This window comes from Ruegeria sp. HKCCA5426 (assembly GCF_013034585.1).
Lineage (GTDB): Bacteria > Pseudomonadota > Alphaproteobacteria > Rhodobacterales > Rhodobacteraceae > Ruegeria.
The window spans coordinates 427,834-442,008 of sequence record NZ_WQGH01000002.1 but is presented as its reverse complement, the minus strand read 5'-3'; the positions used below and the strand labels follow the sequence as shown (position 1 = coordinate 442,008).

General features: G+C 59.0%; 8 protein-coding genes. 5 read left to right on the top strand and 3 right to left on the bottom strand.

Going from position 1 to position 14,175, the window contains the following annotated elements:
- Positions 1-29: 29 nt before the first annotated feature.
- The 5 genes from GOV87_RS04710 to GOV87_RS04690 all read left to right on the top strand — a co-directional run bounded on the left by GOV87_RS04710 (position 30) and on the right by GOV87_RS04690 (position 6,887).
- Positions 30-911, top strand: a complete 882-nt coding sequence (locus GOV87_RS04710; RefSeq protein WP_171125769.1) for a LysR family transcriptional regulator — start codon at positions 30-32, stop codon at positions 909-911.
- A gap of 85 nt (positions 912-996) precedes the next feature.
- On the top strand, positions 997-2,700 hold the full coding sequence (locus GOV87_RS04705; protein WP_171210989.1) for an NAD(P)H-dependent oxidoreductase subunit E: 1,704 nt from the start codon (positions 997-999) through the stop codon (positions 2,698-2,700).
- Positions 2,701-2,714: 14 nt separating this feature from the next.
- A complete protein-coding gene (gene fdhF, locus GOV87_RS04700) occupies positions 2,715-5,498 on the top strand; it encodes a formate dehydrogenase subunit alpha (RefSeq protein ID WP_171210988.1) in 2,784 nt (927 codons plus the stop codon).
- A gap of 95 nt (positions 5,499-5,593) precedes the next feature.
- Entirely contained in the window at positions 5,594-6,382 is a 789-nt protein-coding gene (locus GOV87_RS04695) for a cyclase family protein (protein WP_171210987.1), read from the top strand.
- A complete protein-coding gene (locus GOV87_RS04690) occupies positions 6,375-6,887 on the top strand; it encodes a thioesterase family protein (RefSeq protein WP_171121798.1) in 513 nt (170 codons plus the stop codon). The genes GOV87_RS04695 and GOV87_RS04690 overlap by 8 nt, the downstream gene beginning before the upstream one ends.
- On the opposite strand, the gene GOV87_RS04685 is transcribed toward GOV87_RS04690, so the two are convergent.
- The 3 genes from GOV87_RS04685 to GOV87_RS04675 form a co-directional block, all read right to left on the bottom strand.
- Complete coding sequence (locus GOV87_RS04685) at positions 6,884-10,963, bottom strand: translocation/assembly module TamB domain-containing protein (protein ID WP_254447309.1); 4,080 nt, start codon at positions 10,961-10,963, stop codon at positions 6,884-6,886. The two genes, GOV87_RS04690 and GOV87_RS04685, sit on opposite strands and share 4 nt — an antisense overlap.
- Positions 10,960-12,765: an autotransporter assembly complex family protein gene (locus GOV87_RS04680; protein WP_171210986.1), complete on the bottom strand. Its 1,806-nt coding sequence runs from the start codon at positions 12,763-12,765 to the stop codon at positions 10,960-10,962. The genes GOV87_RS04685 and GOV87_RS04680 overlap by 4 nt, the downstream gene beginning before the upstream one ends.
- Positions 12,766-12,923: 158 nt before the next feature.
- Entirely contained in the window at positions 12,924-14,147 is a 1,224-nt protein-coding gene (locus GOV87_RS04675) for a urate hydroxylase PuuD (RefSeq protein WP_171210985.1), read from the bottom strand.
- Positions 14,148-14,175: the final 28 nt, after the last annotated feature.

The window sequence follows — 14,175 nt, the reverse complement described above, 5'->3', positions numbered from 1 at the left end:
GGTTGGCCCGTGACCCGAGATGTTCCCAAATGATAGAAATCCGCGACCTGCAACTCCTCAGCGCCTTGGCGCGGCATCAACACTTTGCCAAAGCCGCCGAGGAATGCGGGATTTCTCAACCTGCATTCTCGATGCGTATCCGCAATCTTGAGGATCGGCTGGGCGTTTCGATCGTTCGGCGGGCCAATCGGTTTCAGGGGCTGACGGAAGAAGGCGAAATGATTGTCCAGCGCGCGCGGCGTATTCTGGATGAGACCAAAGCGCTGGAACAGCAGGTGCAGGCATCCAAGGGTGAGATTACGGGGACGCTGATCCTGGGCGTGATTCCGACCGCGATTGCCTTTACTGGACGTCTGGTCAAACGCTTGCAGCAGGCCCATCCGCGCATCCTGTCGCGGATCGAAACCATGTCGGCGACCGCCATTCAGCATCGTCTGGACGAAGGCAGTCTGGATGCGGGCATCACATATGGCGACAGTATTGGCACCGACCTGCGACAGGTACAGCCCTTGTACGAAGAAACCTATGTACTGCTGGTCCCAGCGCATATGACCGAGGATTCCGGCCCGATCCCATGGGCGCAGGTGGCCGAGTTTCCCCTGAGCCTGCTTGAGCCGCAGATGCAGAACCGGCGCATTCTGGATCGCATTTTTGCCGAACAGGGCCTGCACCCGCATGTGGTGGCTGAAACCAGTGGTTTCACCGCCTCGATGGTCATGGCGCGCGAAGGGCTGGCAGCAACGGTTGTTCCCCGCGTGTTGGTGCGGGCTTTGGGTGATCTGAAGGGGACGAAGGTGCTGCCTCTGGTCGATCCAGTGGTCAGCAAACCGATCTGTCTGGCAACCCTCAGCCGTGATCCAGAACTGCCGACGGTCGAGGCGCTGAGGACGGTGGTCGCCTCATTGCGGTGATAATCTGTCGTTATCGTGCGATTAAAATATGCGATTTGACGATATGCTAGTCTGATGAGACACGGGGCCTTAATCGGAGGGCATCATGGCACCATTAGACACCAAGCCATCAGGCGCACCCAAGGGCGTCTGGAAGTCAGGTAAAGGCAAGGGGCGGCATACGCCCAAAGGCCGTCAGTTCACGGATGAGGCACAGGCCGAGATCACGCGCCTGCTGGGCGACCGCCCGCGCCGCCGCGATCTGCTGATCGAATTCCTGCATTTGATTCAGGACGAACACGGCCATATCAGCGCCGATCACATAGCCGCGTTGGCGGTTGAAATGCGCATCGGTCAGGCCGAGATCTATGAGACCGCGACCTTCTATGCCCATTTCGACGTGGTGAAAGAAGGCGACACCCCTCCGCCCGCGCTGACGATCCGCGTCTGTGATTCCCTGTCCTGCGAGATGGCCGGTGCCCAGCAGTTGCAAAAGGCTTTGGAAGACGGGCTGGACCCCGCTGAAGTGCGCGTTGTGCGAGCGCCCTGCATGGGTCGTTGCGACACCGCGCCTGTGCTTGAGATCGGTCACAACCACATCGACCACGCGACCCCTGAAAAGGTGCAGGCCGCGATTGCCGCCAATGACACCTGTGCACATCTGCCTGATTACGAGGACTTTGGCGCGTATGAGGCCAATGGTGGCTACGCCAAGCTGAAAGAGCTGCGCGAGGGCGGCGATTGGGAGAAGGTGCAGGAGGACGTCCTGTCCTCGGGCCTGCGTGGTCTGGGTGGTGCGGGCTTCCCGTCGGGCAAGAAATGGGGCTTTGTTCGCATGAACGAAGGCCCGCGCTATCTGGCCGTTAACGGGGACGAGGGCGAACCCGGCACGTTCAAAGACCGTTATTATCTGGAACGTACGCCGCATGTCTTCCTCGAAGGGATGCTGATCGCGGCCTGGGCGGTTGAGGCCGAGACCTGTTTTATCTACATGCGCGACGAATACCCTGCGGTGCTGGAGATTCTGCGCCGCGAGATCGCCGCGCTGGAAACTGCCGGGATTGTCGCGCCCGGTTATATCGACCTGCGCCGGGGCGCTGGCGCGTATATCTGCGGTGAAGAATCCGCGATGATTGAATCGATCGAGGGTAAAAAGGGCTTGCCGCGTCACCGCCCTCCGTTCGTGGCGCAGGTTGGGGTCTTTAACCGCCCGACCTTGGTGCACAATGTCGAGACTTTGTACTGGGTCACAAAGGTTTGCCGCGAGGGGCCGGGATGCCTCAACAGTACCGAAAAGAATGGCCGCAGGGGGCTGCGCAGCTATTCGGTCTCTGGCCGTGTGGCGAAGCCGGGTGTTTACCTGCTGCCTGCCGGATCGACCATTCTGGACGTGATCGAAGCTGCCGGGGGTATGGTAGCAGGCCAGACCTTTAAGGCGTATCAGCCGGGTGGCCCATCCTCGGGTCTGCTGCCTGCGGCGATGGATGACATTCCGCTGGACTTTGACACATTGCAGCCTCATGGCACCTTTATCGGCTCCGCCGCCGTGGTGGTCCTTTCCGATCGGGACACCGCCCGCGACGCTGCGCTGAACATGCTGCGCTTCTTCGAAGACGAAAGCTGCGGTCAGTGTACGCCCTGCCGCGCGGGCTGCGAGAAGGCGGTCAAGCTGATGCAGGCCGACAAGTGGGATCAGGACCTGCTGGAAGACCTGTGTCAGGTGATGGGTGACGCTTCGATCTGCGGTCTGGGGCAGGCTGCTTCGAACCCGATCCGCCTTGTGATGCAACACTTCGCCGACGAAATCTGAGGGGAGACAGAGCCATGCTAGACGCAAGCCCAACCAAGACCGTCACCTTCAACCTGAACGGCGAAGATGTCACCGTGCCCGAGGGCTGGACCATCTGGGAAGCCGCCAAGGGGCAGGGGTTCACCATCCCTCACCTGTGCCACAAGCCGCAGCCGGGCTATCGCCCCGACGGTAACTGCCGCGCCTGTATGGTCGAGGTGGAAGGCGAGCGCACTCTGGTCGCCTCGTGCATCCGTCCTGCAGCGGATGGGATGGTCGTGAAGACTGACAGCGACCGCGCCGAGAAATCTCGCGCAATGGTTATGGAACTGCTGGTCGCGGACCAGCCCGAAGAAGCGCACGACGCCTCCAGCCATTTCTGGGACATGGCCAAGCTGAACGATGTAAGCGAGAGCCGTTTCCCGGCGAAAGAAGCCGAAAAGATTCCGCTGCTGGATGCCAGCCACGTTGCGATGCGCGTCAATCTGGACGCCTGCATCAACTGCAACCTCTGCGTTCGCGCCTGTCGTGATGTGCAGGTGAATGACGTGATCGGCATGGCCGGTCGTGGTCATACGGCGCAGGTGGTGTTCGACCAGAACGACCCGATGGGCGATTCGACCTGTGTGGCCTGCGGCGAATGCGTGCAGGCTTGCCCGACTGGTGCGCTGATGCCCGCTACCGTGCTTGACGATCAGCAGAAAGGTGACAGCAAAGACTACGACTCTGAGACAGAAAGCGTCTGCCCGTTCTGCGGTGTGGGCTGCAAGGTCTCGCTGAAGGTCAACGACGGCAAGGTCAAATATGTCGAGGGCATCAACGGCCCCGCCAACGAAGGCCGTTTGTGTGTCAAAGGCCGGTTTGGTTTCGACTATATCCACCACCCGCACCGCCTGACCACGCCGCTGATCCGGCGTGAGGATGCGCCTGAGAAGGGGCTGAATGTCGATCCGTCGGACCTGTCGACCCATTTCCGCGAAGCGACCTGGGACGAGGCGATGGAGCTTGCGGCCTCCAAACTGGTGGCTCTGCGGGACGAAGATCCGCGCAGCGTTGCGGGTTTTGGCTCGGCCAAATGCACCAACGAAGAAGCTTACCTATTCCAGAAGTTCATCCGTCAGGGCTTCAAGCACAACAATGTTGACCACTGCACCCGTCTATGCCACGCGTCGTCGGTGGCCGCTCTGATCGAGAACGTGGGATCGGGCGCGGTGACCGCTACCTTCAACGAGATCGAAAACGCGGATGTGGCAATCATCATTGGGGCCAACCCGATCGAAAACCACCCCGTCGCCGCGACCTATTTCAAGCAGTTCACCAAACGGGGCGGCAAGCTGATCGTGATGGACCCGCGCGGCGTTGGGATGCGGAAGTTCGCAGATGAGATGCTGCAGTTCCGCCCGGGGGCCGATGTTTCGATGCTGAACGCGATCATGAATGTGATCGTCGAGGAAGAGCTCTATGACAGCCAATACATCCACCGCTGGACCGAGAACTGGGAGGCCGAGAAAGAGCATCTGCGCGCCTTCACGCCCGAGGCGATGTCGCCGATCTGTGGCATCGAACCGGATCAGTTGCGCCGTGTCGCGCGCACCTTTGCGCAGGCCAAGGCTGGTCTGATCTTCTGGGGGATGGGCGTCAGCCAGCACATCCACGGCACCGACAATTCGCGTTGCCTGATCAGCCTCGCGCTGATGACGGGCAATGTCGGTAAACCCGGCGCTGGTCTGCACCCGCTGCGGGGTCAGAACAATGTGCAGGGGGCCTCGGACGCGGGTCTGATCCCGATGTTCCTGCCGGACTACCAGAGCGTGACTGACGATGGCGTCCGCGCCAAGTTCAACGACGTTTGGAACTCGGACGATTTCTCGAACGAGAAGGGGCTGACTGTCACCGAGATCATTGATCAAGCCTATGCCGGCAACATCAAAGGCATGTATATCATGGGCGAAAACCCGGCCATGTCCGACCCTGATGTGAACCACGCCCGCGACGCGCTGGCCAAGCTGGACTTGATGATCGTGCAGGATATCTTCCTGACCGAAACGGCGAATTATGCTGACATCATCCTGCCTGCCTCGGCGCTCTATGAAAAGAACGGCACGGTGTCGAATACCAACCGTCAGGTACAGCGGGTGCGTCCCGCCGTGACCCCTCCGGGGGAGGCGCGTGAGGATTGGAAGATCACTGTCGAACTGGCGCAGCGCATCGGGCTGAACTGGGACTATACCGATGTGTCTCAGGTCTTTGCCGAGATGAAGCTAACGATGGCCTCGCTCGACAACATCACGTGGGACCGGTTGGAGAGTGAAACGATCACCTATCCGTCCTTGTCGGAAACCGATCCGGGTCAGTCCATTGTGTTTGGTGATGGCTTCCCGCGTGCAGACGGCAAGGCGAAATTCACCCCGGCCAGCGTCATCCCGCCCGATGAAGCCCCGGATGAGGAATATCCGATGATCGCCACCACGGGTCGCCAGTTGGAACATTGGCACACCGGGTCGATGACGCGACGCGCTACGGTTCTGGACGCCGTGGAACCCGAAGCAAACTGTTCGATGAACCCGCGCACGCTCAGGCTGATGGGGATCGAACCGGGCGAGACCATCCGCCTGACAACGCGTCGCGGGACGATCGAGATCATGGTGCGTGCCGACCGCGCAATCGCGGAGGACATGGTGTTCATCCCCTTTGCCTATGTCGAGGCGGCGGCGAACATCCTGACCAACTCGGCCATCGACCCTTATGGCAAAATCCCCGAGTTCAAGTTCTCGGCCATCCGCGTTGAAAAAATCGAAGACGCCATCGCGGCGGAATAGGTAGAAAAGGCGGTCCCAGTGGCCGCCTTTTTCTTTCCTTGACAGAAGGTTAGATGCGGCCAAACCTATCACCGCTTGGGGTGATGGAGGGTTTCATGCCGCGCCGTTTTGTCGATTTGTCCGTTCCGCTGGAAACCGGGATCGTATCCGACCCGCCAATTATGCTGCCCGAAATCGAATACCTGACCCACGACCAGACCGCAGAACAGGTCATGTCCTTTTTTCCGGGCTTGCAAAAAGATGATCTGCCGGGGGGTGAAGGTTGGGCGATTGAGCGTCTTCAGATCGCGACCCATAATGGTACCCATCTGGATGCGCCATATCACCACCACTCGACCATGAACAACGGCGAACGCGCGATTACCATAGACGAGGTGCCGCTCGAATGGTGCATGAATCCAGGTGTGAAGCTGGACTACCGGCATTTCGATGACGGTTATGTTGCGACCGCCGCCGACGTCGCGGCAGAGCTGAAGCGCATAGGTCACGATCTGCAACCGCTGGACATCGTGATCGTCAATACGTCTGCGGGAACGCGTTATGGTCAGCCTGACTATTTGATGAAAGGTTGCGGAATGGGCCGTGAGGCGACGCTGTACCTGACGGAACGCGGCGTCCGCGTGACCGGTACGGACGCCTGGAGCTGGGATGCGCCCTTTGCCCTGACCGCGCAGGAATATGCTGAGACGCAGGATGCTTCGATCATCTGGGAGGGGCATCGCGCCTCGATGGAGATCGGGTATTGCCACATGGAAAAGCTGGCCAACCTCGAAGACCTGCCGCCAACGGGGTTTGAAATCTCGTGCTTTCCTTTCAAGATCAAGGGCGCGTCGGCGGGCTTTGTTCGGGCCGTTGCGATTTTTGAGGAGGACGCAGATGACTGAACCCCTAAGCGGGCATGACGGCCCCTATGACGCGCCGGTCGAAATTCGGGGTTTCCGGGTGCTACCGGAATGGATCGACTATAACGGCCACATGAATGTCGGCTACTACGGTGTGGCCTTCGATTTGGCGCTGGAAAAGCTGATGGTCGAGCATTTGGGCCTTGGCGAAGTGCAAGTGGCGGCATTGGGGCAGGGGCCCTATGTCTTGCAATCGCATATGACTTTCCTGCGCGAAGTACAGGAGAACGAACCCTTCTTTTATCGGATTCGCCTGCTGGATGCAGACCACAAGAGGGGCCATTATTTTGCTCAGATGCTGTCAGAAAACGACGGTGAAGTCTGTGCAACGCAAGAGGCGTTGTTCATGAATGTCAGCCATAAGACCGGGCGTTCGGTCGCTTACCCGGACTGGGCCGCAGAACGGCTTGCCCGAATGGTGCGTGATCACGCGGGGTTGGACGCAGCCCCTCAGGCCGGGCAGGCGATTGGGATACGGCGGGCTTAGTAGTCGCGTTCGAAAAATACCCCGACGCCTGTTTCCCCGCGTCCGTCAACTGTTCCGCGAACGGTGAAATTGTCGGTTACATCAAGATTCAGGTTCACCTCGGTATCGCCTTCGGTGTTCACGGTGAAATCGGTGTAGAGATTGTCACTCAAGTAAGCCCCTGCACCCAATCGACCCGCGCCGCCTTCGGTCGCTCCGATGTCCACCGAGTCTACACCGGTCGCATCCCGCAGCCCCTTGGTGGCGTCCCCGCCCGCACCGCTGAGTTGGGCAAGTGATGCAGCCATTTGCGCGATGACAAACGGCGACAATTCGGAAAAGCGGTTGCCGAACAGAAGCATCGCCAGCGCCTCTTCCGCAGGGCGCTCGGGGTCGGAAAACACGTCTACTTCCGGCGCATCTAGTGGTCCCGCGATTTCAATCGTTGCCGTGCCGTCCGACGTGCTGGCGGACGACTCGAACTCGATATAGGGGGTCAGGTCGCCTTGCAGGGTCACGATGCCTTTGGTCAGCGCAAGTCTGCGGCCCAGAATGTCCAAGTTACCACGGATCAGTTCGATTTGACCTGATGGCACCACCGAAGACGTTGTGCCGCCAATAAACAAACGACCACCAAGTTCCGCGTTCACACCGCGCCCGCGCACAAAGACAGCTTTTGGTGCCAAAAGCGCAATGTCGAGAGAAATGCGGGAATCGCTGGGCGTTGCTTCTTCGTCAACAACCAACCCTGCGCGTTCGCGGGTGATCAAGCTGGCCGAGCCTTCGCCAATATGTTGAATGTCGGGAATAGGCGCGGCCCCAACCGCCCCGGATGCAGCGGCCAGATTGATATTTGTTTCTTCAAACGTGATCTGTCCCGCAATTGAACTATTGCCAGCCAAAGCGCCGGTCATCGCGATTTGGCCGTTCAGCGTTGTTTCATACAAAAGCTGGTCGGTCAGAACGAGACTGTTGAGCGTTGTCGTGATATTTGCGTTGAAGGGCGGCGTCAGGTCTACCGGGCCTGCCACGACAAAGTTACCACCGGCGCGCGGCCCGCCGCTGATGGAAATCGTCGCGCGGCTTTGGGCCAGTTCCACTGACCCGCTGATACCCGTGATGGTTTGCCCGGCACTGGGAATTGCCAAAGAGGTGCCCGAGGTGGTTACCGTTCCACTCAGCGCTTCCAAAGAAGGTTTCCCCTTTAACGCCAGATCAAACCGTGCCGTACCGTCGATCTTGTTGGGAGTAATGAACAGGTTGGCGATACCGATATTGACTCCACCTGCGGCTTTCAGGTCGGCCTCACCAGATGCTTCGTCAAATGTGCCGGAAACCTGGCTGCTGATTTCTGCGGGGCCTTCAGCCGTTGTGTCGATCGTCCAAACGCCGTTGTCACGTTTCGCTGTACCATTCGCGGCAATCGTACCGGGGAATTCCGGGGCGAACCGCTCAATCCGGTTTAGTTTTGCATCAAAAACCAGATCCGCCGCGCCGTCTGAATCCACGGACCCTTCCAATGTGGCGTAGGAACTGTCCGGACCGCGCAAGTTTGCCGTTCCTTCCAAACCGGACGACGTGGGTGCCACGTTCCCCTCCAGCGTCAGTGGACCGGACAGAGTTTGTGTGATCCGCGCGACGTCATCCAGTTGGACAAAATAGTTCAACCCTCCGGCTTCGCGCGCGACTTTTCCTGATGCATTGGCTGAAATGGCCGACCCCTGCAGGCGGAAATTTCGAACCTCCAGACCCTGATCCCCGTTTTGGGCGTCCACGGTCAGGGTTGTGCGGCCTTTCACAAGCTTGTCGACAAAGTCGATACCGACTTGAATGTCGTCGGCGTCTAGGTTGCCCTGAATATCAAAGGCACGGGTCGCCAGATCGCCGCTGCCCTGGAAATTGGCGTTCACAGAACCGGTCAGGTCCCGACCCGCCATCCCCGAGAATAGGGATAGGTCTGGCACATCAATGCGCGCCTCGCCATTGCCGGATGGCTCTCCGGTCGGGTCGGTCACTGTGGCCTGTACCTGTGCGCTTAGGGCTTTGCCATTCACTGTCGCGTTTCGAATCTCGATCTGATCGGCAGAGCGTGCACCGTCCCACTGAATAGTGGTTTGGCCGGTCAAAAGCGGGTCGATGTCAGCCATGCCGGTTTGCAGGTTCCTGCCAACCACACTTGCGGTGCCGTCAAACTCCAACGTCTGAACAGTACCGGTGCCGTCGACTTCGGCGCGAAGTGAGCCGCCAAGATCGCGCTGGGCCAGACCCGAGAAAACGGACAAATCCGGTGCGTTGACCTGCGCTTGCCCGTCGATGGTCAGGTTTCCATTTGGCGTTGTGACCACACCGTTTGCCTGTGCCTGAGCCGCTTCACTGTTCAGTTCAAAAGACCGGATCGTGATGCCGTCAGACCCGCGTTTGCCGTCCAGTGAGATCGTAGTTTCCCCTGTGATCACCGGATCAATGTCGTCGCGTCCGGTGGCCAGATCGCTGCCGTCAACAAACAGCGTCCCGTCAAAACTGCCCTCAAGCGGTGACCCTTTCCCTTCGACCCGCGCCGACACCTGCCCCTTAAGGTCAAGCTTGGCGATATCCGAAAACCGCGCCAGATCGGTTGCCTCTAGCGTCGCTGATCCATCCACGGTCAATCCGCTTGTCAGACCGTCAATCAACGCGTCCAAAGCCAGTGCGTAGTCAGACCCGATCAGTTCGAACCCGGACAGGTTAAGAGATTGATCGCTGCCATAATCGAATTGTCCGTCTAACGTGATGCGCTGACCAACGGCCGCATTCAGGGCCGGATCGGTCAGGTCGATACCAGTGACACTGGCCTGAACATCCCCGCTGACGGCCAGAGCCTCGCCTTGGTCCAGCACGCCCTGCGCGCTGATACGCGCGTTTTGCAGATTGGCCTGCGGTGATTTGAATGCGTTTGCAGTCAGGCTCAGATCCCAGAGGTTTCCGTTCTTGTGGTCGTACAGGGCGGAAATTTGCGCAGCTTCAATGGACGTTTCACCACCAGCGACCGGCAACACGACCGCCTCTCCGTCGGGCGGTGTGATGCGGCCCTGAAGGGCAGCCAGTTGGAGTGAGCCGCCTTCCGCCAGTTCCAATTCTCCCTTTAGGTTCAGCGCCTGTGTGGTCAGTTCAAGATCTGACACCTCAAGCGCGCCTTCGGGTTTGGTTTGGCCGTCCACGAACAGGCGTGTGTCCGTCCCGAAGAACGGATCAATTTCTGGGGTCAGGAACGGGGTCAGATCGCCGCTCAGGTCCGTTGTAAAGGCGATCCCTTGTTGCGCGCCACCATCAGCCGCACGCAGGCGCACTTGCCCTGAAACGCGTTGTTGGTTGTCGCTGCTCAACCCGATTTCGGCTGTGAAATCGGTAAGCGGCCCTGATCCCTTGGCGGTCAGGCCAATCGGGGGGCTGTCCGGGATTTTCAAGGCGGTCGAAATCAACCCGCCTGCGGCCTCGGTCACTTGCAGGTCCAGATTGATCTCGCTTGTGGCGTTTTCAAATCCTGCCGTCAGCTTGATCTCATCCCCTGCGCGGTCCAGACGGGTTACATCCAGCGATGTATCAAGCGTTCCGTCCGCCAGAGACAGGTTTCCGTTGATCGAAAGGTCCGCAGCGACCCCGATCAGAGGTTCACCCAATGACACTTCGTCAATGCGGATTTCTCCGATTTCAATTGCGACGGGCAGTTCTGGCAGTTGCAAGGGTTGTGTTTCGACCGTTGCCGCTGGTTCGTCTGTCGTCGTCGCACCGGGTGCGCGGGCAATGTCGATCTCTTGCGCGGTCAGCGAGTTGACCGAAAACCGGCCGCGGATCAGCGCCAGACGGTTCCAGTCAAGCTGCGCGTCCTTGATGGTCAACCAGACGCCTTCGTCGTCTGCGACGGTAATTTCCTCGATTGTCGCGCGCGCGCTAAGTGCACCCTGAAGGCCGGTCACGGTCACGTTCTGATTGTCGCCCGACAGCGTGTCCTGGAGAAAGTTCTCCAGCATGCTGCCGCCGCCATCTTCTTGCGCGACCACAGGCGGCGCGGTCAGGATAAGTGTCGCGGTCAGCACAGGATATGAATATCGCCGTATCAAAATGCCTGTCCGATCCCGATATAAAACTGCAGGCCGTCGCCTGTGTCGCCCTGAACAGGCACCGCTAGATCCAGACGTAGCGGGCCAAATCCGCCCAAGTCATACCTGACCCCCAAACCCGCACCGGAATGAGAAGCCGCGGCGCTGGTGACAAAAGACGAGGAGTCCACCACACCATAGTCATAAAATCCGACCAGCGATATCGTCTCGGTTATTTTCCCACGCACCTCGCCGGAGAGGCCAAGAAAGGACTTACCGCCAGCAACTTCGTTTCCAACCGGGATGCCGAGGCTTTCAAAAGGTTGCCCGCGTACGGTACCGGCCCCGCCCGAGAAAAACAGGAAGTCGGGCGTCACACCATCCAGCGAGGGGCCAAGGACCGACCCGACCTGAACCCGACCGGCCAGAACGATGCGTCCTTCGGTGTTTAGGCTGGTGTAGCCGCGTCCGTCAAAGAAGAATCGAATGCCTGTTTCCGTGCCAGACAGCCCGACGAATGGCATGATCTGAGAATCCAGATAGAACCCGCGCGTCGCGCTGACCTTGCTGTCCCGTTGGTCCCACTCGGACCGCGTCGGTATAATGAAGTAACGGAACTTGCGACCATCCCCAAAGGCGTCATCGGCATTTGACCACTGAAAGCCGGCCGAGGCTTCGGCATAAAGGCGGTCTGAGAATGTGCGCCGTGCACCATAGGCCAGTGACGTGATTGTCACGTTGTAGTTGTCGGTGTTCCGACGTTCGATCAACGCGCTCCAGAATGTGTTGTCGTCCGGGCCCAGCCTGTCGGGTTGATCCAGACGAAGGCCGATACGTCCGTCCAAGTCCTCGGCCCCGCCAATATTGCGCAGCGCAGCTTCGAAACGCAGCCTTTCGGCACGCCGGAATACGTTACGATGCGTCCAGGTTGCGGTCACGTCGATCCCATCGCGCGAGGCGATCTCGAACCCGAAAGTCAGGCGACGTTTCGGCAAATCTTCGAAATAGGCGTCGAAATCCAGCGTCCCATCTGGGTTCGGGGTTTCATGTTCTTCGATGGAAACCACGTTGAACGTTCCGGTCCGACGCAGGCGTGTTCCAACTTTTTGAATTTGCTCGGGCGAGTAAACCTCGCCCGACGGGAATCCGGCAACTTTTTCGATGGACCTGTGGCGCACGTCCGAGTCGCCCTTGATGAACATTTGCCCGAAGGTCAGGCGTGGCCCCGGTGCCAGATCGACACGCGCATCCAGCCTGGCCTGCGCATGCCGCGCGATGACCTGTTCGTCCTCAACCCCGGCCTTGGCGTGACCCGCGTCGCGCCAACCCTGCACACCGGCAGAGGCCGCGCGTTGAATGGCGCCGGTCGTGGCCAACTGGCCTGTTGCAAAATCTTCGGGCAACTCGGTTTCAGGGGCCAATGGAACAACGACGGCTTCGCCGAACTTGAAGGTGGGGCCCGTGTTTACTGTTATTACCGCGCGGTTGATTTGCGCCGGGACGCTGAGTGAACTGATTTCCGCCGCTTCCTGACCGTCCAGCTTGATGCTGACGACCGGGCTGAAATACCCTTCGTCATAGAGAATTTGAACGATGGTCCGGTAATCTGACAATGCGGCTGACAGAATTTCCAGCGGAGTGTCCAGACCGCGCGATTCGGCCGTTGCAACCGAAGAGGTTTCTTCGATCCGTTCCACCAACTTGCTTGGCGCACCCGGCGCGGTCAGGGTCGTTTCAAGCGCCGCAACAGATGTGGGCAAAACAAGCGAGAGAGCACCAAAAAGGCAATTCCTAAAAACGGCGTGCCGCCCGTTTCCCTGCATCTTTTGGCTCCAACTGCCCCAAATCGAGTTTTAGGTCACCGCCATGTGCAACGCGACGGTTCGTTAAAGCCATGTTAGAGCATCAATTTTCGCGCAGGGAAGAGAATTTTTGGCCGGACCTGTCGAATTCGCATTTGTGTGGTCGACCAGTCTCGGGCTTATGATCCCACGTTGCGGAACCAACGGATGATAGCTTCGCGATCTTCTGGTTCCATATAGGTCACATTGGCCGGGGGCATGGCGTGGCTGACACCCGATTGCAGGTATATCTGTTTTGCGTTTCGGGCAATGTCACCTTCGGTTTCCAGCAGCACGCCCTTAGGGGCCCATTGGATGCCCTCCCACACGGGTTCGCGGGCGTGACACATCGAGCATCGACCCAAGACGACATCATGGGCCTCTTCAAACCCTTCAGCGGCTGCAAACTTCTGCTCATACGGCGTAAGGGGCTGCGCCTCTGCCTCTTCTAGCGGTTTATACATTGGTGCCGTGGACAGCCACATGATCGCGATGAACAGCAAGGCTGTGACCAGCCATGTCCATGTGGGATCACCCGCGCGTGCGTGGCGTGTATTGAAGTAATGGCGGATCGTGACGCCCATCAAGAAGACCAGTGCAGCGATGATCCAATTGTATTCCGTCGCAAAGGCCAGCGGGTAGTGGTTCGACAGCATCAGGAATACGACAGGCAGCGTCAGATAGTTGTTGTGGGTCGAGCGCAGCTTTGCGATTTTTCCGTATTTCGGGTCCGGAGTGCGGCCGTTCTTCAGGTCATCCACCACGATGCGCTGGTTCGGCATGATGATGAAAAACACATTGGCGGTCATGATCGTCGCTGTGAACGCGCCCAGATGCAGCATCATCGCCCGACCAGTGAAAATCTGATTGTACCCCCAGCCCATCGCCACAAGCAGGACGAACAGAAGCACCATCAGCAGCGTTGGACGCTCGCCCAGGCCTGACTTGCAGAGAAAATCGTAGATCAGCCAGCCGACGGTCAGGGAAGCTGCCGAAATCGCAATACCCTGCCATAAGGCGAGCCCCGCCTTTTCCGCGTCGATCAGATACAGCTCTCCGCCGACCCAGTAGACGATCATCAGCAATCCGGCACCGCTGAGCCAGGTCGCGTAGCTTTCCCATTTGAACCAGGTCAGGTGGTCCGGCATCCGTTCGGGCGCGACCAGGTATTTTTGAATGTGGTAGAAACCACCGCCATGGACCTGCCATTCCTCACCATCTGCAGGTCCGGGGATATTGCGGTTCAGGCCAAGGTCCAGCGCGATGAAATAAAAGGATGATCCGATCCAGGCGATTGCGGTGATTACGTGCAGCCAGCGCACGGCAAATGCCATCCAGTCCCAGAACACGGCGAATTCGAACATGAGAGGTCTCTCCGATTGGTTGCCGCCA